This is a genomic window from Methyloceanibacter caenitepidi (assembly GCF_000828475.1).
GTDB lineage: Bacteria > Pseudomonadota > Alphaproteobacteria > Rhizobiales > Methyloligellaceae > Methyloceanibacter > Methyloceanibacter caenitepidi.
The window spans coordinates 1,106,714-1,125,707 of sequence record NZ_AP014648.1 but is presented as its reverse complement, the minus strand read 5'-3'; the positions used below and the strand labels follow the sequence as shown (position 1 = coordinate 1,125,707).

Here is an 18,994-nt window from a genome sequence, read left to right as displayed (position 1 = left end):
GCCTGCGGTTGCCCTCCGCTGGTTCGCACCTAAACATCGATCAGTACCCAATTCATGTCAGCCGAGCTCGCATTCAATCGAAACGCCGATGTCGACTATGGCGTGGCCGAGGACGTCGGCCCCGGCGTCCGGCGCATCGTCGCCAACAATCCCGGCCCGTACACATTTCTCGGCACGAACACCTATCTCGTCGGCACCGAGGAGGTCGCGGTCATTGATCCCGGCCCCGCGGACGAGGCCCATCTCGACGCTGTTGCGCGCGCCACCCGCGGACAGCGCGTCAGCCATATCCTCGTCACGCACAGCCACCGGGACCACTGCGATGGCGCCCAGCCCTTGCAGCAGCGGCTCGGCGGCGAGATCGTCGCTTACGGCCCGACGGGCACGACGCGCGGCGCAGTCGCACCGGGACTTGGCGACGGGTTCGTCGACGCCGCGTTCAAGCCAGATCGGCCGGTCGCGGACGGCGACACCATCAAGAGCCGCGGCTTTGCCCTGGACGTGTTGCATATGCCCGGACACGCACCCGATCATTTGTGCTTCGCGCTGATTGGCGAGCGGACCGTCTTCACCGGCGATCATGTGATGGGGTGGAACACGACGGTCATCGCGCCGCCCGAGGGCAGCATGTCGGACTTTCTCGGCTCGCTCCAGCGCCTGGCGCAGCGGCACGACAAGGTCTTCTTCCCCGGGCATGGCGGGCGCATCGCAACGCCGCGCCGCGTCGTGAGGGCGTACATGACTCACCGCCTTTGGCGTGAACAGACGATACTCGCCTGTGTGGATGAGGGCGTGAACACGGTTCCCCGTATCGTGGCCCGGCTCTATGGCGGGCTCGATGCCGACCTGAAAGTGGCTGCGGCGCTGTCGGTACTCGCGCATCTGGAGTTCTTGAAAGAGCGCGGCATCGTCACGGCCGAGGGCGCGACGGAAGGGCTCAGCGCGTTCTATTTACGCGCCGCTTCCGGCTCCGGCGCTTCTTCTTCTTGACCTGCTTCGCAGGCGCCGCGACGGGTTCTTCCTCAGGCTCGGCGGCTGTCTGCTCAAGCACAGTCGTCTCACCCTTCTCAAGCGCGGTGTTGACCTCGTCCTCGAAGGCCCGAATGCGTTCGGCGTTGGCGCCGAAATCGCTGCTGCCGTAACGCGACGCAGACCGGATGTCGACGACCGCCGACGTGTCGTCGCCCTTCACGCGCACCACCACATCATCGGTGAAGCCCATGATCAGCGAGGTATCGGTCGCCTCGATGCGTCCGACTCCGCTCTCCCCTGGCGCCTCGTTGACGACCACCGTCCAGCCAAGCTGCTTCACGGCCTCGTTGACCACGGTGAAGACGGCTCCTGCGGGCCGGTCGACCTCGATTGGCCCGATATCCTCATAGGACTCGGCCTGGATCTGAATCTGTTCGGCCGTTGGGTTCCCGAGGGGGTTGGCGTCGCGCGGCCGCTGCTCCAAAAGCACCGTGTACTGCAGAGGATCCTCCGGCGATGTTTGGACATCGTTGAGGTCCGGCAGGAGAAAAGCCTGCGACATGAAATATGCCGGCACCGCGAGCCCGAGCAGGCCGACGATAATGGCCGCGAAGTCGTTCCCGGCGCCGGTCTGGCCGCCGAACCAGATGCGGATCAAGGAGACGACGGCGATCAGAACCGCCAGCGCGAGCCCCGCGACCGACACGAGGATAAGATTGATGGCCGCCGGCGTGCTCAGTTCGAAAAAGCGGTGCAGGATTGCCGTTAGGATCAAGAGCTGGAGGAAGAATACGGCGATACGGCGAGCCCAGCGGGCCTCGTGCGCTTCCTTCACCACGTAGCGCGCGGTCGCGTAACGTTCGATTGTGTCTTCCGCGGTCAAGTTATGTCGTCCTCGTGCGCATTCCCGCCGGACATCGTCCTATCCGTGCACGTGCTGCGATAGCACAATTCGGCTCATGGATTGAGGCGCGTTTTTGTCCAGGCGCCGTCGAGCGCAGCCCGGCGGAACACGATCCTGTCGTGCAGCCGGTACTCGCCATTCTGCCAAAATTCGATCTCAACCGGGCGTACTCGGTAGCCGCGCCAGTAGTCTGGCCGCGTCACCTCCCGCCCGTCAAACTCATCCGTATAGCGCGCCACCGCGTCTTCCAGCGCGGCGCGGCTTTCCAAGGGCCTCGATTGTTGGGATGCCCACGCGCCGATGCGGCTCTGGGGATGACGGGTTGCGAAATAGGCGTCCGCTTCGGCCTCTGTCGTGGGCTCGACGGGCCCACGCACGCGGATCTGCCGGCCGAGGCTTTTCCAGTAGAAAAGAAGCGCGGCCTTTGGGTTGACGGCGAGTTCGCCGCCCTTGGCGCTGCCGCAGTTCGTGTAGAAGACGAAGCCGCGCTCGTCGACGCCTTTCAGGAGAATCATCCGGACGTTCGGAAGCCCGTCCGCGTCGGCCGTGGCCAAGGCCATTGCCTCCGGATCGGCCGGTTCGGTTTTTTCCGCCTCCGCGAGCCAGGTCTGGAACAGGGCGAAAGGATCGTTCGCGGCCGTGAAGTCTTGATTGTCCATCATATTTTGCCAGTCACTCCGCCCGGCCGCGCCGTCGAAAAACTTCCCAGCACGATACGGGCATTTACGTTTTCCTCACCCTGATAGGCCAGGATCGGTCGTGTTGATAGTGGGCGCGGGGGGATTTCAGTATCCGCGTCAGTATTTGGGGACGGTTTGTTATGCGTACGTTCCATTGGAACGCCCCTATCAAGGGGGCGGGGGCTCTCGTGTTGTGTGTATTGCTCCCCGCCCTCATTCCTCTCAAGGCAGAGGATCGCGGGGCACAAGTCGTGGTGCCGGTCTTCAAGACCGTGACGCCGCAAACCGTGACGGAGCCGGATAGCCCGCTCACGGAACTTAAAACCAGTCTTGATCGTTCAGATAGGGAAGTCGCGCTGCGGGCCCTGCAAATGGCCCTGACGGAGCTTGGCGACGGGGCGACCCTCGTATGGCGGCGGCAAGCCACCAAACTCGCGGGCCGGATCAAGCCCCTCTCCGTGTTCCGGGACGAGCACGGCCGCTTATGCCGGACGGTCCTCTATTCGTTGAGCCGTGGCGGCAAGGAAAACGAGATCGAAGGCGTTGCGTGCCGGTCGCCAGACGGTCACTGGGCCATCGCCGGATAGAGGGTTTTATGTCCGAGAGTTACATCGTTACCGAGACCACCACGCCGCTTCGCACTGAAGCGATCAAGGAAGCTCCAAAAGCTGGCGTTCGCTTCACCCCGCTGCGATCCGCAATCGTCGTGCGGGACAGCAACGCCCACGCGGACGCCGGAGAGACGCTCTCCCCGCTCGTGCCGGTACGGCGCCAACACACTTGATTACTCGCCCCCCTGCCCGTTAGCACCGGGCTGGTCCTGCCGAATCGGCGAAAGCCCTTCCGGCGAGGCCAGCCCGGTGTATAAGAAGCCCCCAGATTGGTCTGAAGGAGGGCTTATGGCGGACGGCGGAAATCTCATGGCGGGCAAGCGTGGCATCGTTTTCGGTGTCGCCAACAATCGCTCGATCGCTTGGGGCATCACCAAGGCAATCGCCGGACAGGGCGCCGAAGTCGCGCTGACCTACCAGGGGGATGCCTTGAAGAAGCGCGTCGAGCCGCTGGCCGCCGAGGTTGGCGCGAAGCTCGTTCTTCCCTGCGACGTTACCGACACGGCAACGATGGACGCCGTCTTCGCGACTGTCGAGAAGGAATGGGGAAGCCTCGACTTCATCGTCCACGCTGTCGCCTTTTCGGACAAGGACCAGCTCGACGGCCGCTACGTCGACACGACCGAAGAAAACTTCGCCAAGACGATGAATATCTCCTGCTTCTCGCTGACGGCCATGGCGAAGCGCGCCGAACCGCTGATGACGAATGGCGGTTCGATCTTGACGCTCACCTATTACGGCGCCGAGAAGGTCATGCCCCATTACAACGTGATGGGCGTCGCCAAGGCCGCGCTCGAGACGAGCGTGCAATATCTCGCCGCTGATCTCGGCAAGAACAATATCCGCGTGAACGCGATCTCGGCCGGCCCGATCAAGACGCTGGCCGCGTCGGGCATTTCCGACTTCCGCTATATTCTGAAGTGGAACGAGTACAACTCGCCGCTGCGCCGGACCGTCACCATCGAAGATGTGGGCGGCGGCGGGCTCTATCTTCTGTCCGATCTTTCCGCCGGTGTCACAGGTGAAGTCCTGCATATCGATGCGGGCTACCACGTGGTCGGCATGAAGAACGAGGACGCCCCGGACATCTCCGTGGTGAAGGACTAGGGCGGGACGACGCCCGCCCTATCCCGGCTAGATCTTTGCCCAGCTAGATCTTACGGAACACGGCGCCGGCAACCGAGCGCGGACGCTCGCGCACCCGGCCCCCGTCATTGCCGGACCGGACGATCCATTGGCCGTCGTCCGTCTTGCCCGTGATCAGGCCCACGTGATGCGACCAAACGACCACGGCGCCGACGCGCGGACCGTTCAGCGGCCGGCCGCGCTTCGCCCAGTTGCGGGCGAGGTTGTATTCGGGGCCACCTCCGAACTGGGTGCGCATGTACCAGCCGCACCAGCGCGCGGGACGCGGTCCCACGGCTTGCCGGGCCGCCGTGGCCACATGGGCCCGTTTCACGATTGATTTGGATGGGGCACCGCCCGACGCCGTCATCGAGAAGTTCAACGGCATCGAGATGGCGGGAGAGAGCGTTATTGCGCTCGACAGAAAAACGATAGTCAACGTCAACAGACGTGCATGCACCGCACGCATCGGCAACTCCTATTACTCTTATGTCTTGGGAGGGAGCGGCCAGCGACGGATCGAGCTGGCCGGCGCGAGAACCCGCGCGAGGGGCAAGCTAAGGAAAATTAAGACGAAAACAGGCTCCCGCCGTGACCGGTGCGCGTCAATTTCGTGATCCGGAGCGCGCAGCCCAATGGACGCTTAGGCGAGAAGCGAGTACAGAAAGGCCATGTCGCATAACAGTTTCGGCCATCTTTTCCGCATCACGACCTGGGGCGAGAGCCATGGGCCCGCGATCGGCTGCGTCGTCGACGGCTGCCCGCCCGGCATCCCGATCACGGAAAGCGAGATCCAGGCCTATCTGGACAAGCGCCGCCCGGGCCAATCGAAATACACGACCCAGCGGAAAGAGCCCGACACGGTCGAAATCCTGTCCGGGGTGTTCGTGGACGACGACGGGCAGCAGGTCACGACCGGCACGCCAATCGCGCTCCAGATCAAGAATGTCGATGCGCGCTCCAAGGACTACGGGGACATCAAGGACAAGTTCCGTCCCGGCCACGCCGACTACACCTATGCGGAGAAATACGGCGTGCGGGACTATCGCGGTTCGGGCCGTGCCTCGGCGCGCGAGACCGCGACCCGTGTGGCCGCCGGCGCTGTGGCGCGAAAGGTCGTACCGGGTCTGCGCGTGCGCGGCGCGCTCGTCCAGGTCGGGCCCCACAAAATCGATCGCGCGAACTGGAACTGGGACGCGGTCGGCGAGAACCCGTTCTTCTGCCCCGACCCCAAGGCCGCGGAGGTTTGGGCCGACTTCCTCGACGAGGTGCGCAAGTCGGGATCGTCCACCGGCGCCGTGATCGAGATCGTTGCGGACGGCGTGCCGGTCGGCCTCGGCGCACCGCTTTACGCCAAGCTCGACCAGGACATCTGCTCGGGGCTCATGAGCATCAACGCCGTGAAGGGCGTGGAGATCGGCGCGGGCTTCGAGGCAGCGGCCTTGTCCGGCGAAGAGAACGCCGACCAAATTCGGAACGGCCCGCCGGGCTGGCCGACCTTCCTCTCCAATCACGCGGGCGGAATTCTCGGCGGCATCTCCACGGGCCAGCCGGTGGTCGCGCGCTTCGCGGTCAAGCCGACTTCGTCGATCCTGAACCCGCGCAACACCATTGACAAAGACGGCAACAACACCGAGGTCGTCACCAAGGGGCGCCACGACCCATGCGTGGGCATTCGCGCGGTGCCGATCGGCGAGGCCATGGTGGCCATCGTGCTGGCAGACCACTATCTGCGTCATCGCGGCCAGACCGGCCAAGACGCCGCGCAAGACATCGACGCGAATTTGGATTGGCTGCCGACCAAATCATCGTCGTGACCGGCGCAGGGCACTCGGCAGGGCTCGAGGCCTATGCGCCCTATTCCTATCGAGACGATCCCGCGGTTCCCGGTTTTCCAGACGACTTGCAGCTCATCGTATTCGACGGTGTGTGTGTCCTGTGCAACGGCTTCGCGCGATTTGTCGCGAAGCGCGATGCCGATAAGCGCTTCCGTTTTGCCGAGGCGCAGTCGGCCGTCGGTGGCGCGCTGTTTCGCCACTACGGCCTCGACGACGTGAACTACGAGACGAACCTGCTCATACAGGATGGCCGGGCCTATGGGCGCATGGAGGCCTTCGTTCAGATCGTGAGCCAGCTCGGCGGCGCCTGGCCTTGCGTGCGCGCCGTCCTCCTCCTGCCACGCCCGTTGCGCAATTGGCTCTACGAGCGCATCGCCCGAAACCGGTACGCTCTCTTTGGGCGCTATGAAACCTGTCCCGTTCACCGCGATGCCGCCATCGCTCAAAGGCTGATCGGCTGATGCAGCCGCCTCTGTTTCACCGGGTGCTGGGCGAGGACGCGAAGCGGGTCCCAGCGGCGATTCTAGCCGTGCATGACGTCGGCGACAGTGCGGTCTGGCACGGCGAAGCCACCGTCGAAACGGGCCGCTCCCTGCTCGCGCGACTAGTCCGTTCGTGCTTGGGATTTCCGCCGTCGGCGGGCCGAGTGCCGCTCTCGGTCGAAATGACACCGGCCGGCGACGGAGAGATTTGGCGGCGGCGGTTTGGTGCGCATGCGATGACGTCCCGCCTCGTGCCGGGCTCCGCCCCCGGTACGATCGAGGAGACACTTGGCGGCGTGACCGTCTGTCTGCGGCTTCGGCCCGACGCGCGAGGGGTGCAGCAGATCACGGAGAACGTGCGCCTTGCCGGCATCCCCTTGCCAAAGCTGTTTTGGCCGACGCTGGACATTCGCGAGAGCGCCGACGGCGATGTGTATCGATTCGATGTCGCGATGCACCTTTGGGGCCGCTTATTGCTACGCTACGAGGGATATCTCGACACGCAGGTTGTTCATGAGCTTTGAGAGAATCGTCATTCTGACCGGCGCGGGGCTCTCCGCCGAGAGCGGGCTGGGCACGTTCCGTGGCAAGGACGGACTGTGGGACGCGTACAATGTCGAAGAGCTGGCGACGCCCGAAGGCTTCGCGCGAAATCCCACCAAGGTCCACGACTTCTACAACATGCGTCGGGGCTGGCTCGCGGATGTCCGCCCCAATGCAGCGCATTTCGCCCTCGCCAAACTCGAGCGCGAGCATGGCGGCGAGGTTCTGACCGTCACGCAGAACATCGATCCCCTGCATGAGGATGCCGGCTGCTCATCGCTGATCCACATGCATGGCGAGTTGGCCCGCGCCCTGTGCGCGGCGTGCGGCGCAAGCCGCCCCTGGACCGAAGACCTCTCGCTCGCGACCGGCTGCCCCGCCTGCGGCGAGTCCGGCTACATGCGGCCCGACGTGGTGTGGTTCGGCGAGATGCCGCGCGAGATGGAGCGCATCTATGCAGCGCTCGGCGCGTGCGATCTGTTCGTCGCCATCGGGACCAGCGGCACGGTCTATCCGGCGGCGGGGTTCGTCGCCGAGGCCCATCGCGCGGGCGCTCATACGGTCGAACTCAATCTCGAGCCGTCAGAGGGCGCGACCCTCTTCGCCGAGACTCATTACGGCTCGGCGACGGAGATCGTGCCAGCTTACGTCGAATCGCTCCTGCAAGGCGGCAGGTAGCGCGCCCGGCGTGCGCGCCCTCACCGTTCCAGATGAGCGACGACCTCCACGTGGCTCGAATAGAGAAACTGATCGATCGGCACTACGCGGGTTATCCTGTAGCCCCCGTCCACAAGGAGCCTTAGGTCTCGGGCTAAGGTGCCGGGATTGCACGACACGGCGACGACCCGCTTCACCTTAGACTTCGCCAACTGCTCGGCCTGGGCGGCGGCACCCGCGCGAGGGGGATCGAAGACGACCGCATCGTACGGCTTCAGCTCCTGCCAGCCCAACGGATCGCGAAACAGGTCGCGCCTATACCCGCGCATCGGTTTGAGCTTGGGTGTGTGCCGGGCAGCGTCACTGAGGGCGGCGAGAGCCTCGGCGTTCGACTCATAACCGTCGACTTGCGCGCGCTCGGCGAGCGCAAACGAGAACGTGCCCAATCCGCAAAACAGATCGGCAACACGTTTGCCCTTGCCGACGCCCTCGCGTACCAGCGCTACCATCTCCGCCTCGGCCGCGGGAGAGGCTTGCAGGAAGCTGTCTGCCGGTAGACGCACTTGCGCGCGGCCCAGCTGCAGCATGGGCGGCGCCAGCATGACGATCTCGGAGCCCGCGGTGAGGCGCGCGATGCCGTGCGCCTCCGCGGCGCCCGCCAGCTTTCCGAGCGCCGTCTCCAGTGGCCGTACGCCCTCGATGGCCACGTCGAGTCCCGTTTCGGTTTCGGTGACGGCGACCCGCGCCTCGGGAGCGCCGCCGAGCAAGGGCGTCAACATCGCCTTCAGAGCCGGCAGGGCCGATACGATCCTGGGCGATAGAATCGGGCAAGTGTCGATGCCGATCGTGTCGTGGGACCGGGCGCGGCGATAGCCCAGAACGACATCCTTGTCCCGCCGTTCCAGACTGAACGTGGCCCGCCGCCGGCTTCCGAGCGGAACGGCGCGCGCCGGTTCGACCGGCACGTCGAGCCCACGCGACCGCAAGGCGGTAACGACGAGATCCCGCTTCCAGGCCAGATAGCTGGGCGTATCGAGATGTTGAAGGGTGCAGCCGCCACACTGGCCGAAATGCGGGCAGACCGGCTCGACACGGTTCGGGCTGGCCTCCAGAACTTCGACACAGTCGGCGTGCTTTCCGTCCGGCGCCATCTCGGCGCGGATGCGCTCACCGGGCAGCGTGAACGGCACGAAGACTGGTCCGTCGGCGGTTTCGGCAATGCCGTCACCCTGGGCACCCAGACGGTCGACGGTCAGCTCAACGGTCATTCCGTGCCCCGATCAAGTACTCGACATTGCCGCTGCCGCCGGGAATCGGCGACTCGATCACGCCGATCACGAGCCAGCCCTCCGCCGCCAGGAATTCCTGCACGCGTGCAACGGCCCTTTGGCGGTCCGCTTCGTCCCGCACAAGACCGCCCTTCCCGACTGCGTCGCGGCCCGCCTCGAATTGCGGCTTCACCAGCGCCGCCAGCCATGCCCCCGGCACGGCACGGCGAAGGGCAGCCGGCAGCGCCTGGGTGAGACTGATAAAGCTGACATCGGCGGTTATGGCCGAGACCGCCTCGGGCACCAGAGTCTGGTCGATCCGGCGCGCATCGGTTGCTTCGAGTGGGACCACGCGCGGGTCGTCGCGCAGGCTTGCATGAAGTTGATCGCGGCCCACATCGACCGCGTAGACCTTCGCCGCGCCGCGGGCGAGCAGCACTTCGGTGAAGCCGCCCGTGGAAGCCCCGACATCAAGCGCCACACATCCCTCTGGCGACAGGTCGAAGGCCTCCAGCGCCGCTTCGAGCTTCAGCGCCCCGCGGGAGACATGGGCATCTGTTCCGGGAACCAGGCCCACGGACACATCGTCCGCGACGGCCGCCCCGGGCTTCGCCGCGAGCACGCCGTCAACCAGAACGCGGCCCCGCCGGACGAGGTCGGCCGCCTGAGCCCGCGAGGGCGCCAGCCCCTCCTCCACCAAGCGCTGGTCGATGCGTTTTTTTCTGTAGCTGGCCAATTTGCATTCTCATATGCTCTGCGTCGCGACGAGAGTCCTCGCGCGCGGCCTGGCCGACAAAGCGGCAGCCGCATCGCATTTCGCCCGCGCCCCTGTAGGTTTGAGACGCGGATGCTTCGTGAGGCAAGACCTGTTTGAGCCAAGATTCTCTCAGCCGAGAAAAGACGGCCTACCTAACTGAAAAATGTGAAGTTCGAAATCGGGACGTGACCGGTGGATTTGGGGTCTATGCGACCTCCGTGATCCAGCCGGGAGAGCTTATCGGCACCTGGAGCGGCCGCATCGTCGGCAGCGGGGAACTCGATAGCCTGCCGGACGATATCCGTCACCACACGGTGCAGGTCGAGGACGATCTATTCCTCGTGTCCCTCACCCCGGACGAACCGCCCGACTTCATCAACCATTCCTGCGAGCCTAATGCGGGACTGAGCGGCCAGATCACGCTCGTGGCGCTACGGTGCATCCTCCCCGGCGAAGAGGTGACCATCGACTACGCCATGTGTGACGGCTCGCCCTACGACGAGTTTCCGTGCGCTTGCGGCGCGGCGACATGCCGTGGCCGCGTGACCGGCAACGATTGGCGCAATCCCGCGCTCTGGGAACGCTATGCGGGCCACTTCTCTCCCTATCTTCAACGGCGGATCGATGCGCTGAAATGCGCTAAGGCCGAACTGGTCTAGGACAAACGCCATGCTGCTCATCAGCACCTATGTAGGCCTCAGCTCCATCGAGGGTCTTGGGGTGTTCGCCGATGAATTCGTGCCGCGCGGCACGCTCATCTGGCTGTACAACCCGAAATTCGACATTCTCGTCGGAGACACGGATGTCGACGCCCTGCCGCCCCACATGCAGAACTACATCGCCCGGTACAGCTATCCGCACCTCGAAAGGCCCGGCTTCCGCGTGATCGACGTCGACAACGGCAAGTACATGAATCACAGCCGCACACCGAATACGGATTTCCGTTTGTTCGACCGGGGCTTTGCGCTGACGGACATCGCGCAGGGCGACGAGATCACCTGCAACTATCGTGAGTTCGACCCAGCCTTCGTGGATTTCGGGACGGTGGCGTTCGCGGAGCCCGCGGATCTGCCTGTGCTGGGACCACCCGCGATCTAGGTTCGGAGTGCGCTTAGAGGGACGATAGACCGTCGGCGCGCCGGGAGGACGACATTGCCAAATCTTCCCGGCTCGACTAAGCCAATGCGACCTAATCTCGCGCTGGAGCTTTCCATGCCGTTCCGTTCCCTACCCATATTTCTCCTGCTCGCGCTTCTCGCAGGCTCGGTCAGCGTGCCCGTAACGTCCGCCCATGCCACCGATATTTGGCGCGCGAAGACGAACGGCAGCTTTATCACGCTGCGATATGGGCCTCTCGACGAGCGGGAGAACGCGCCGTTTCTCCTGTCCTGCTTGAACGGCGTTGGGATCGCGGTCCTGTCCGTCCACATGGATTTTCCGCAGGAGGCGACGGGCGAAGCGCTCACCATCGAGTTCAGCGCCGGCGACAAGACGGCGCCGGTGGCCGGCGAGACAGCCGCCGAGGACGGTACCGGCATTATCTACGGAGAGGCCGGCGACATCGCCGTGAAGCCCATCCTCAAGGTTCTCGAACAGAAGGGCCCGGTCACGATGAAGTCGGGCGCGAACGCGGTCGAGCTGTCGGACGTGGGCCGCGCCGAGACCGTCGCGGAGTTCGCGAAGAACTGCTCGCTGGATTAGGCGCGCTGCGCAGAGCCCGCGTTCGCGTCCTTGCCGACGTCGTTCTTGCCGAGGGCCGTGAAGACCGCCTTCACGATCCCGTCCGCATCCAGGCCCGCAGCCGCATACATCGCGGCGGGCTTGCCCTGGTCGATATAGCGGTCGGGCAAGACCAGCGTGCGCACCTTGAGCGTGCCGTCGAGCAATCCGTCGGACGCAAGCTGGTGGAGCACATGGCCGCCAAAACCGCCGGTCGACCCTTCCTCGATGGTGAGGAGCACCTCGTGGTTCTTGGCGAGGTCGCGAATGAGGTCCACGTCCAACGGCTTCGCAAAGCGCGCGTCGGCCACAGTCGTGGACAGGCCGAACCCGGACAATTCGTCGGCGGCAGCAAGGCATTCGCCGAGCCGCGCTCCAAAGGACAGAAGCGCAACGGCCGAGCCCTCCCGGACGATGCGGCCCTTGCCGATCTCGAGCGGTATGCCGCGCTCGGGCAGGTCGACGCCGAGGCCTTCCCCGCGCGGATACCGAAAGGCCGTCGGCCTGTCGTCGATCGCGGCGGCGGTCGCCGTCATATGCATGAGCTCAGCTTCGTCGCCGGCGGCCATCACGATCATGTTGGGCAGGCAGGTCAGAAACGACGTGTCGAACGATCCCGCATGGGTGGGGCCGTCCGCACCGACGAGACCGGCGCGGTCGATGGCGAAGCGCACGGGCAGTTTTTGCACCGACACGTCGTGCACAACCTGGTCGTAGGCCCGCTGCAGAAAGGTCGAGTAGATCGCGGCGAACGGCTTGTAGCCTTCGGACGCGAGCCCCGCCGCGAATGTTACCGCGTGCTGCTCGGCAATACCCACATCGAAGCAGCGGTCTGGAAAGGCCTCGCCGAACTTGTCGAGCCCCGTGCCAGACGGCATAGCCGCCGTGATGGCGACGATCTTGTCGTCGGCCTTCGCCTCCTCGATGAGGGCCTTGGCGAAAACCTTCGTGTAGCTGGGTGGGCCGCCCGGCGCCGCCTTTTCCTGCGTGCCGGTGACGACGTTGAAGCGGCTGACGCCATGGTACTTGTCGGCGGACTCCTCGGCCGGCGCATAGCCCTTGCCCTTCTGGGTCACCACATGAACCAGGATCGGACCGTTCTGCATCTTCTTCACGTTGCGCAGCACGGGTAGGAGATGATCGAGATTGTGCCCGTCGATCGGGCCCACATAGTAGAAGCCGAGTTCCTCGAACAGCGTTCCGCCGGTCCAGAACCCGCGGCCGAACTCCTCCACGCGCGCCGCTTGGCGTTGCCAGCGTCCCGGCAGCAGCTTGTGCGCCGCCTCCTTCATCCAGCGGCGGAAGCGGCGATAGGTGCCGCCTGAAATGATCCGCGCCAGATGCGCGCTCATGGCGCCCACGGGCGGCGCGATCGACATGTCGTTGTCGTTGAGAATCACGATCAGCCGCGAGTCCATCGCGCCGGCGTTGTTCATGGCCTCGTAGGCCATGCCGGCGCTCATGGCGCCGTCGCCGATCACGGCGACGACATTGTTGGCGCCGCCGGACAGATCCCGGGCCACGGCCATGCCGAGGCCGGCGGAGATGGAGGTGGACGAATGGCCCGCGCCGAACGGATCGTATTCGCTTTCCGCGCGCTTGCAGAAACCGGACAGGCCGCCGGGCGCGCGCAAGGTGCGGATGCGGTCCCGGCGCCCCGTGAGAATTTTATGGGGATAGCATTGGTGGCCGACGTCCCAGATCAGCCGGTCGTCCGGCGTATCGAAGACGTGATGGAGTGCGACCGTCAGTTCGACCACGCCGAGCCCTGCGCCCAGGTGACCGCCGGTCACCGAAACGGCGCTGATCGTTTCTTGGCGAAGTTCGTCCGCGAGGCGCTTGAGCTCAGCATCCGTGAGCTGGCGTAAATCCTTCGGCGTGTGAATTCGGTCTAATAGTGGCGTGGCGTTCTCGGCGCTCATTCGCTTTCCTGTAGGAGGACTTTCCCCGCGACGGTTTCAGTCTTGAAATTTCTCGTCGTATCAATGCGTTACAGTAAGCTTACTGGGCCGACCTCACGCTGGCAACGTCTGTAACCATATCCTAAATCCGGCAATGCCCAAGCGTGCCGGTCAGTCGTCGACGTCGAGCGGCTCGACGCCGCTCGGTGCGCCGTCCTGATTGAGGGTGATTTTTTCAACGCGCGCCTCGGCGCTGCGCAGCAATTTATCGCAATGAGCACGCAGGGCTTCGCCCCGTTCGTAGATCGAGATCGACGCTTCGAGCTCGACGTCGCCCTTCTCGAGGCGATCGACGATGGTCTCGAGCTCCTTGAGTGCGTCTTCGAAGCTCAAGGCGGAAATATCAGCGGTGCCGGAAGATTTAGCCATGGCTTGAATTAGCTGTTTCCCCTCTCTGCCTCAAGCGCCCATCAGCGTCTTGACGTGGACCGCGGTGGACGAGCCCAAAGCTTCGAGATCGTAACCGCCCTCCAAAGTAGAAACGAGCTTACCGCCGGAATGTTTCGCCGCGGCCTCAAGCAACTGCTCCGTGACCCAGGCGAAATCGTCCTCCTGCAGCCGGAGTTGCGCCAATGGGTCTCTCAAATGGGCATCGAAACCGGCCGAAACAAGCACGAAGTCGGGAGCGAACGCGTCGAGCGCGGGGGCGATCTGCGCCGAGTACGCCTCCCGGAAGTCCTTGCCGCCGTCTCCGGGCGCGAGCGGCGCATTCCAGATATTGCCGACCCCCGTCTCGTCCTTGGCGCCGGTTCCCGGAAAGAGCGGCATCTGATGCGTGGAGCCGTAGAACAGGTCCTCGTCGTTCCAGAAGGCCGCCTGGGTGCCGTTGCCATGGTGGACGTCGAAGTCGATCACGGCCACGCGCTCGGCCCCGTGGACCGCACGCGCATGTAGCGCCGCGACGGCGACTGAATTGAAGAGGCAGAAGCCCATGGCGCGGGACGGCTCGGCATGGTGTCCCGGCGGGCGTACGGCGCAAAAGGCGTTGTCCGCCTTGCCGGCCGCCACCTGGTCCACCCCGTGGAGTACCGCCCCCGTCGCGCGCAAAGCCGCCTCCCAGCTTCCCGGCGACACCACCGTGTCCGGGTCCAGCCAGTTGTGGAGCTGCTTGGGAATCGCGGCCTTCACTTCGGCCACATAGGATTTCGGATGCAACCGTTCGAGCACCGCGAGATCGGCCAGCGGGGCCTCCTCCCGCTTCAGATCCGCAAAGTCCTTGTCCGCGAGGGCCTGTTCGATGGCGCGCAAGCGGTCAGCCTGCTCCGGATGGCCATATCCCGTGTCGTGCGCAAGGCAGGCCGGGTGCGTGAGAAGCAGCGTCGTCATGCGGTCCTTGAAGTCTCCCGGGCCCATGATACCCCGTTTCGAGCGCTGGGCTAGCGTGAGCGCACACGCTCGCTTGACCTGTCTGGTCGGACACGCGACATGGAACGAGAAAATCGGACGCACCATGCCTGTTCTTCCTGCCACAGACGAAACCATCGCGCGCGCGGCCGGCGCGCTCGCCGCCGGAGGTCTCGTCGCCTTCCCCACCGAGACCGTCTATGGACTTGGGGCCGACGCACGGGCGGCGAACGCCGTCGCCAAGATCTTCGCCGCGAAGGAGCGGCCGCAATTCAATCCGCTGATCGTGCACGTGCCGGATCTGGAGACGGCCGAGGGCCTGGCTGAGTTCGGGGCCGAGGCACGGGCGCTTGCGGCCGCCTTCTGGCCCGGCCCCTTGACGATCGTGGCGCCGAAACGGCCCGACTGCGGAATTGCCGATCTGGTCACGGCCGGGCTCGGTACGATCGCGTTACGCGTTCCCGCTCATCCAATCGCGCGAGAACTCCTCGAAAAGGCACGCCTGCCGATTGCCGCGCCCAGCGCCAACCGTTCGGGACGCATCAGCCCGACGGAAGCCGGCCATGTGGCGGCGGAGCTCGGCGATATTCCGGACGTCATTCTGGACGGCGGCCCGTGCGAACGCGGCCTCGAATCCACCGTGGTGAGCGTTGTGGACGACACGCCGACGCTGCTTCGCCTCGGCGCCGTGCCGCGGCGGGAGATCGAGGCGGTCCTGGGGCACTCGATCGAAATTGCAAGCGAGGATGCGCCGATCGCCTCGCCCGGCCAGCTCGAACGCCACTACGCGCCGCAGACGCCCGTGCGCCTCGACGCAACGCAGGTCGAACCGCACGAGGCGCTGCTGGCCTTTGGTCCGGAGGTCCCCGAAGGCGCGGCCACAACGATCAATCTCAGCGCCAAGGGCGACCTCGCCGAGGCGGCCACGCAGCTTTTTGCGGCACTGCGGACGCTCGACGAAAGCGGTGCGCGCGCCATCGCCGTCATGCCCATTCCCAACGAGGGACTGGGTGAGGCAATCAACGACCGCTTGCGGCGGGCAGCCCAGGCGCGGTAGCCCTGTGCCATGAGCCCTGACACACGCCCCACGACGACGACGCTCCGGCCGCCTTCGGCGGAGACGCTTGACGCGCTTGAGGCCATTGTGGGGGAGCACCATGCGCTGCGCGATCCCAAGGACATGGCGCCCTACCTCGCGGAATGGCGCGACCGCTATCGCGGAAAAGCGGCGATCGTGTTGAAACCCGGCTCAACGGACGAGGTCGCAGCTGTGCTGGCATGCGCGAACGGGGCGCGGGCCGCCGTCGTGCCGCAAGGCGGCAATACGGGCCTTGTGGGCGCGCAGATTCCCGACGAGAGCGGCAGCCAGATTGTGGTCTCGCTGGAGCGTCTCACGCATATTCGCGACATAGACCTCGCCAGCAACACGATGACGGTCGAAGCCGGGCTGACCCTGGCAGATGCGCAGCAACGGGCTGAGACGGTGGGGCGTCTATTTCCGTTGAGTCTTGCCTCCGAGGGTAGCTGCCAGATCGGCGGCGTCCTTTCCACGAACGCGGGCGGCCTGTCCGTCCTTGCCTACGGAAATGCGCGAGACCTCGCGCTCGGGCTCGAAGTCGTGCTCGCGGACGGGCGGATTTGGCATGGCCTGAAGTCCTTGCGCAAAGACAACACGGGCTACGACCTCAAGAACCTCTTCGTCGGCGCCGAGGGGACGCTGGGTGTGATCACGGCGGCGGTCTTGCGCCTCTTTCCGCGCCCCGCCGAGAGGGTCACCTGTATGGCGGGTTTGCGCGACCTCACGAGCGCAACCGAGCTTCTGGCCCGCATGCGCGACGCCGCCGGCCCCTTGCTCACCGCGTTTGAAATCCTGCCGCGTATCGGCCTCGAATTTGCGCTCAAACACGGCTCCGGACTCCACGATCCGCTCAGAGCACCCCATGCTTGGTATGTGCTTCTCGAGGTTTCGAGCCCGCTCGCGGGCGAAGCCGTCCACGACCTTGTGCAAACACAACTCGCCGACGCCATCGAAACCGGGGTGATCGAAGACGCCGTGCTCACGACGTCGGACCGCCAGACGGGCGAATTGTGGAAGCTCCGCGAGGTCATGAGCGAGGTGCAGAAATACGAAGGCGGCAGCATCAAGCACGACGTGTCGGTTCCCATCGCGCATGTGCCTGAGTTCATTCTCCGGGCCAACGACCTGGTGGAGCTGATGATCCCCGGCGCGCGGCCCGTTCCGTTCGGCCATCTCGGCGACGGCAACATCCACTACAATGTCAGCCAGCCTGTCGGCATGGACAAGGATGTCTATCTCGCAAATTGGGAGGCGCTCAACGCCGCGGTCCATGAGATCGTTCTCGATCTCGGCGGCTCGATCAGCGCCGAACACGGGATCGGGCGCATGAAGCGCGATCTTCTTCCGCACGCGAAAGGCGCGGTCGCAATCGACCTCATGAAGTCGATCAAAGCCAGCTTCGATCCAAACGGCATTCTCAATCCAGGCAAGCTCCTATGACCCCATCCGCGCCGCCCGGGAAACCGCCCCACATGACTCAGGACGACAAATGGCTCGCGATCGACGATTACATCGTCGAGAACTTTCTCGAGGACGACCCGGTCCTCGAGGCGGCGCAAGCCGCCTGCGACGCGGCGGGCCTGCCGCCGATCCAGGTCGCGCCCCTGCAGGGCAAACTGCTGATGATGCTCGCCCGGGCCTTACAAGCACGCAATATTCTCGAAGTGGGGACGCTCGGCGGCTACAGCACGATCTGGCTGGCCCGCGGCCTCAGCGACGGCGGTCATGTGACGACGCTCGAGTTGGACCCGCGTCATGCCGAAATCGCCGAACGGAATTTCGAGCACGCCGGCCTGAGCGACAAGATCACCGTCCGTGTGGGTCCCGCACTCGACTCCATGGCCGCGTTGCACACCGAGGCTGCCGGACCTTTCGATCTGATCTTCATCGATGCCGATAAGCCGAGCACGCCCGACTATTTCGACTGGGCCGTGAAGCTCGCCCGGCCCGGCTCTTTCATCGTGGTGGACAATGTCGTGCGCGAAGGTGCGATCCTCGCCGCGCAAAGCGACAACAAACATGTCAAAGGCTTGCGTGCGTTCTACGAACGCGCGGCCGCCGACCCGCGTGTGACGGCCACCGCGTTTCAGACCGTCGGACACAAGGGTCATGACGGCCTCGCGATCGTACAAGTGACGAAAGCCCCATAGGGCGCGGAGCTATTTCTCCTCGTCCAAGAGCTCCTTGTGGGCGGCGTCGATTTCCGCCGCGTCCTCGCTGGACATTTTCGGGAAGCTCGGATCGAGGGATTTGATGTGTTCGGACAGCACGCCGGCGACGACGAGCCGGGCAAACCACTTTTTGTTACACGGGACCACGTACCAGGGAGAGTGCTCCGTCGCGGTACTGCGGATCATGTCCTCATAGACCTGCTGGTACTTGTCCCACAGCCGGCGCTCGGCGACATCGGCAGCGGAGAATTTCCAGATCTTGTCGGGATCCTCCAAGCGCGCAAGCAGACGTTCGCGCTGCTCCTTCCTTGAGATATTCAGGAAGAACTTGATCGGCAGCGTTCCGTTGCGCGACAGGTGCTGTTCGAAATTGTTGATGTCCTGATAGCGCTCTTTCCAAATGTCCTTCGTGATCAGTTCGGGCGGCAGATTCGAGTTCTGAAGCAGGTCCGGATGCACGCGCACGACAAGGACGTCTTCGTAGTAGGAACGATTGAAGATACCGATATGGCCGCGCTGGGGCAGCGCGCGATAGGCGCGCCAAAGGAAATCATGCGCCAGTTCCAAGTGGCTCGGCTGCTTAAAGGAATGCACGGTGACCCCTTGCGGGTTCACACCCGTGAGGACGTGTTTGATGATGCCGTCCTTTCCGGCGGTGTCGATCCCCTGCAGTACCATCAGAACGGCCCAGCGGCCTTCCGCGTAGAGGCGCTGCTGGAGTCTGGACAGCCGCTTGACGCCGACCTCGAGTAGCTCCTCGCCGTCCTTCTTGTTGAAATCGACATTGCCCGAGTCGTCGGGGTCGTAATCCTTGAGCTTGAACCCGTCGCCCTTGGTGACGCGGTAGCGATCGAGAATCTTTTCTGGCAGCATTTTCCCCCCCT

Annotated in this window: 23 protein-coding genes; 14 read left to right on the top strand and 9 right to left on the bottom strand. The window is 64.6% G+C overall.

The window, feature by feature from the left end; translation table 11 throughout:
- Window positions 1-54: 54 nt before the first annotated feature.
- Window positions 55-990: an MBL fold metallo-hydrolase gene (locus GL4_RS05275; protein WP_045365316.1), complete on the top strand. Its 936-nt coding sequence runs from the start codon at window positions 55-57 to the stop codon at window positions 988-990.
- Here the strand turns inward: GL4_RS05275 and GL4_RS16590 are convergent.
- On the bottom strand, window positions 938-1,855 hold the full coding sequence (locus tag GL4_RS16590; protein ID WP_052464145.1) for a DUF1499 domain-containing protein: 918 nt from the start codon (window positions 1,853-1,855) through the stop codon (window positions 938-940). The two genes, GL4_RS05275 and GL4_RS16590, sit on opposite strands and share 53 nt — an antisense overlap.
- Window positions 1,856-1,929: 74 nt before the next feature.
- Window positions 1,930-2,538, bottom strand: coding sequence for a pyridoxamine 5'-phosphate oxidase (gene pdxH / locus GL4_RS05265; protein ID WP_045365313.1), 609 nt, complete (start codon window positions 2,536-2,538; stop codon window positions 1,930-1,932).
- 158 nt (window positions 2,539-2,696) lie between these two features.
- Between pdxH and GL4_RS16585 the strand changes: the two genes are divergently transcribed.
- The 3 genes from GL4_RS16585 to fabI all read left to right on the top strand — a co-directional run bounded on the left by GL4_RS16585 (window position 2,697) and on the right by fabI (window position 4,274).
- Complete coding sequence (locus GL4_RS16585; protein WP_052464144.1) at window positions 2,697-3,143, top strand: RT0821/Lpp0805 family surface protein; 447 nt, start codon at window positions 2,697-2,699, stop codon at window positions 3,141-3,143.
- Between the two features lie 8 nt (window positions 3,144-3,151).
- Window positions 3,152-3,340 (top strand): hypothetical protein, encoded by a 189-nt coding sequence (locus GL4_RS17425; protein ID WP_156137401.1) that lies wholly within the window; start codon window positions 3,152-3,154, stop codon window positions 3,338-3,340.
- Window positions 3,341-3,455: 115 nt separating this feature from the next.
- A complete protein-coding gene (gene fabI / locus GL4_RS05255; RefSeq protein WP_045365310.1) occupies window positions 3,456-4,274 on the top strand; it encodes an enoyl-ACP reductase FabI in 819 nt (272 codons plus the stop codon).
- A gap of 43 nt (window positions 4,275-4,317) precedes the next feature.
- Here the strand turns inward: fabI and GL4_RS17935 are convergent, their stop codons facing one another.
- Window positions 4,318-4,761, bottom strand: a complete 444-nt coding sequence (locus tag GL4_RS17935; protein WP_244462685.1) for a C40 family peptidase — start codon at window positions 4,759-4,761, stop codon at window positions 4,318-4,320.
- Between the two features lie 202 nt (window positions 4,762-4,963).
- Between GL4_RS17935 and aroC the strand changes: the two genes are divergently transcribed.
- From aroC to GL4_RS05225, 4 genes are read left to right on the top strand one after another with little or no spacing between them, the layout of a single operon-like run.
- Window positions 4,964-6,109, top strand: coding sequence for a chorismate synthase (gene aroC, locus GL4_RS05240; RefSeq protein WP_045365304.1), 1,146 nt, complete (start codon window positions 4,964-4,966; stop codon window positions 6,107-6,109).
- On the top strand, window positions 6,082-6,591 hold the full coding sequence (locus GL4_RS05235; RefSeq protein WP_197539089.1) for a thiol-disulfide oxidoreductase DCC family protein: 510 nt from the start codon (window positions 6,082-6,084) through the stop codon (window positions 6,589-6,591). Before aroC ends, GL4_RS05235 begins: the two co-directional genes overlap by 28 nt.
- A complete protein-coding gene (locus GL4_RS05230; protein WP_045365301.1) occupies window positions 6,591-7,136 on the top strand; it encodes a DUF4166 domain-containing protein in 546 nt (181 codons plus the stop codon). The genes GL4_RS05235 and GL4_RS05230 overlap by 1 nt, the downstream gene beginning before the upstream one ends.
- Window positions 7,126-7,833, top strand: coding sequence for an NAD-dependent deacylase (locus GL4_RS05225; RefSeq protein WP_045365298.1), 708 nt, complete (start codon window positions 7,126-7,128; stop codon window positions 7,831-7,833). Before GL4_RS05230 ends, GL4_RS05225 begins: the two co-directional genes overlap by 11 nt.
- Window positions 7,834-7,853: 20 nt before the next feature.
- On the opposite strand, the gene GL4_RS05220 is transcribed toward GL4_RS05225, so the two are convergent.
- Window positions 7,854-9,080: a class I SAM-dependent RNA methyltransferase gene (locus GL4_RS05220; RefSeq protein ID WP_045365295.1), complete on the bottom strand. Its 1,227-nt coding sequence runs from the start codon at window positions 9,078-9,080 to the stop codon at window positions 7,854-7,856.
- Window positions 9,070-9,816, bottom strand: a complete 747-nt coding sequence (locus GL4_RS05215; RefSeq protein WP_045365292.1) for a TlyA family RNA methyltransferase — start codon at window positions 9,814-9,816, stop codon at window positions 9,070-9,072. Before GL4_RS05215 ends, GL4_RS05220 begins: the two co-directional genes overlap by 11 nt.
- A gap of 206 nt (window positions 9,817-10,022) precedes the next feature.
- On the opposite strand from GL4_RS05215, the gene GL4_RS05210 reads away from it, so the two are divergent.
- The 3 genes from GL4_RS05210 to GL4_RS05200 all read left to right on the top strand — a co-directional run bounded on the left by GL4_RS05210 (window position 10,023) and on the right by GL4_RS05200 (window position 11,538).
- Entirely contained in the window at window positions 10,023-10,496 is a 474-nt protein-coding gene (locus GL4_RS05210) for an SET domain-containing protein (protein ID WP_045365289.1), read from the top strand.
- A 10-nt stretch (window positions 10,497-10,506) separates the two neighbouring features.
- The gene (locus tag GL4_RS05205; protein WP_045365286.1) at window positions 10,507-10,935 is read left to right on the top strand and encodes an SET domain-containing protein; all 429 of its coding nucleotides are present in this window, start codon (window positions 10,507-10,509) and stop codon (window positions 10,933-10,935) included.
- An 84-nt stretch (window positions 10,936-11,019) separates the two neighbouring features.
- Entirely contained in the window at window positions 11,020-11,538 is a 519-nt protein-coding gene (locus GL4_RS05200; RefSeq protein ID WP_045365283.1) for a hypothetical protein, read from the top strand.
- On the opposite strand, the gene dxs is transcribed toward GL4_RS05200, so the two are convergent.
- The 3 genes from dxs to GL4_RS05185 form a co-directional block, all read right to left on the bottom strand.
- The gene (gene dxs / locus GL4_RS05195) at window positions 11,535-13,478 is read right to left on the bottom strand and encodes a 1-deoxy-D-xylulose-5-phosphate synthase (protein WP_045365281.1); all 1,944 of its coding nucleotides are present in this window, start codon (window positions 13,476-13,478) and stop codon (window positions 11,535-11,537) included. The two genes, GL4_RS05200 and dxs, sit on opposite strands and share 4 nt — an antisense overlap.
- Window positions 13,479-13,628: 150 nt before the next feature.
- Window positions 13,629-13,886 carry an exodeoxyribonuclease VII small subunit gene (locus GL4_RS05190; protein ID WP_045365278.1) on the bottom strand — a complete coding sequence of 86 codons (258 nt, stop codon included), beginning with the start codon at window positions 13,884-13,886 and terminating at the stop codon, window positions 13,629-13,631.
- A gap of 30 nt (window positions 13,887-13,916) precedes the next feature.
- Entirely contained in the window at window positions 13,917-14,843 is a 927-nt protein-coding gene (locus GL4_RS05185; protein WP_045369522.1) for a histone deacetylase family protein, read from the bottom strand.
- A 124-nt stretch (window positions 14,844-14,967) separates the two neighbouring features.
- On the opposite strand from GL4_RS05185, the gene GL4_RS05180 reads away from it, so the two are divergent.
- The 3 genes from GL4_RS05180 to GL4_RS05170 are packed head-to-tail and all read left to right on the top strand — an operon-like array spanning window position 14,968 to window position 18,089.
- Window positions 14,968-15,918, top strand: coding sequence for an L-threonylcarbamoyladenylate synthase (locus tag GL4_RS05180; RefSeq protein ID WP_045369520.1), 951 nt, complete (start codon window positions 14,968-14,970; stop codon window positions 15,916-15,918).
- Window positions 15,919-15,927: 9 nt separating this feature from the next.
- The gene (locus tag GL4_RS05175) at window positions 15,928-17,379 is read left to right on the top strand and encodes an FAD-binding oxidoreductase (protein ID WP_082025488.1); all 1,452 of its coding nucleotides are present in this window, start codon (window positions 15,928-15,930) and stop codon (window positions 17,377-17,379) included.
- 32 nt (window positions 17,380-17,411) lie between these two features.
- Complete coding sequence (locus tag GL4_RS05170) at window positions 17,412-18,089, top strand: O-methyltransferase (protein ID WP_045365275.1); 678 nt, start codon at window positions 17,412-17,414, stop codon at window positions 18,087-18,089.
- Between the two features lie 9 nt (window positions 18,090-18,098).
- Here the strand turns inward: GL4_RS05170 and GL4_RS05165 are convergent, their stop codons facing one another.
- The gene (locus GL4_RS05165; RefSeq protein WP_045365272.1) at window positions 18,099-18,983 is read right to left on the bottom strand and encodes a polyphosphate kinase 2 family protein; all 885 of its coding nucleotides are present in this window, start codon (window positions 18,981-18,983) and stop codon (window positions 18,099-18,101) included.
- Window positions 18,984-18,994: the final 11 nt, after the last annotated feature.

Bases quoted from the DNA above. Each gene is read 5' to 3' on its own strand.
- GL4_RS05200 (WP_045365283.1), top strand. From the start codon at position 11,020: ATGCGACCTAATCTCGCGCTGGAGCTTTCCATGCCGTTCCGTTCCCTA.
- aroC (WP_045365304.1), top strand. From the start codon at position 4,964: ATGTCGCATAACAGTTTCGGCCATCTTTTCCGCATCACGACCTGGGGC.
- GL4_RS05180 (WP_045369520.1), top strand. From the start codon at position 14,968: ATGCCTGTTCTTCCTGCCACAGACGAAACCATCGCGCGCGCGGCCGGC.
- dxs (WP_045365281.1), bottom strand. From the start codon at position 13,478: ATGAGCGCCGAGAACGCCACGCCACTATTAGACCGAATTCACACGCCG.
- GL4_RS17425 (WP_156137401.1), top strand. From the start codon at position 3,152: ATGTCCGAGAGTTACATCGTTACCGAGACCACCACGCCGCTTCGCACT.
- GL4_RS05220 (WP_045365295.1), bottom strand. From the start codon at position 9,080: ATGACCGTTGAGCTGACCGTCGACCGTCTGGGTGCCCAGGGTGACGGC.
- GL4_RS05165 (WP_045365272.1), bottom strand. From the start codon at position 18,983: ATGCTGCCAGAAAAGATTCTCGATCGCTACCGCGTCACCAAGGGCGAC.
- fabI (WP_045365310.1), top strand. From the start codon at position 3,456: ATGGCGGACGGCGGAAATCTCATGGCGGGCAAGCGTGGCATCGTTTTC.
- pdxH (WP_045365313.1), bottom strand. From the start codon at position 2,538: ATGATGGACAATCAAGACTTCACGGCCGCGAACGATCCTTTCGCCCTG.
- GL4_RS05225 (WP_045365298.1), top strand. From the start codon at position 7,126: ATGAGCTTTGAGAGAATCGTCATTCTGACCGGCGCGGGGCTCTCCGCC.
- GL4_RS05205 (WP_045365286.1), top strand. From the start codon at position 10,507: ATGCTGCTCATCAGCACCTATGTAGGCCTCAGCTCCATCGAGGGTCTT.
- GL4_RS05230 (WP_045365301.1), top strand. From the start codon at position 6,591: ATGCAGCCGCCTCTGTTTCACCGGGTGCTGGGCGAGGACGCGAAGCGG.
- GL4_RS17935 (WP_244462685.1), bottom strand. From the start codon at position 4,761: ATGCGTGCGGTGCATGCACGTCTGTTGACGTTGACTATCGTTTTTCTG.
- GL4_RS05185 (WP_045369522.1), bottom strand. From the start codon at position 14,843: ATGACGACGCTGCTTCTCACGCACCCGGCCTGCCTTGCGCACGACACG.
- GL4_RS05190 (WP_045365278.1), bottom strand. From the start codon at position 13,886: ATGGCTAAATCTTCCGGCACCGCTGATATTTCCGCCTTGAGCTTCGAA.
- GL4_RS05170 (WP_045365275.1), top strand. From the start codon at position 17,412: ATGACTCAGGACGACAAATGGCTCGCGATCGACGATTACATCGTCGAG.
- GL4_RS05175 (WP_082025488.1), top strand. From the start codon at position 15,928: ATGAGCCCTGACACACGCCCCACGACGACGACGCTCCGGCCGCCTTCG.
- GL4_RS16585 (WP_052464144.1), top strand. From the start codon at position 2,697: ATGCGTACGTTCCATTGGAACGCCCCTATCAAGGGGGCGGGGGCTCTC.
- GL4_RS05275 (WP_045365316.1), top strand. From the start codon at position 55: ATGTCAGCCGAGCTCGCATTCAATCGAAACGCCGATGTCGACTATGGC.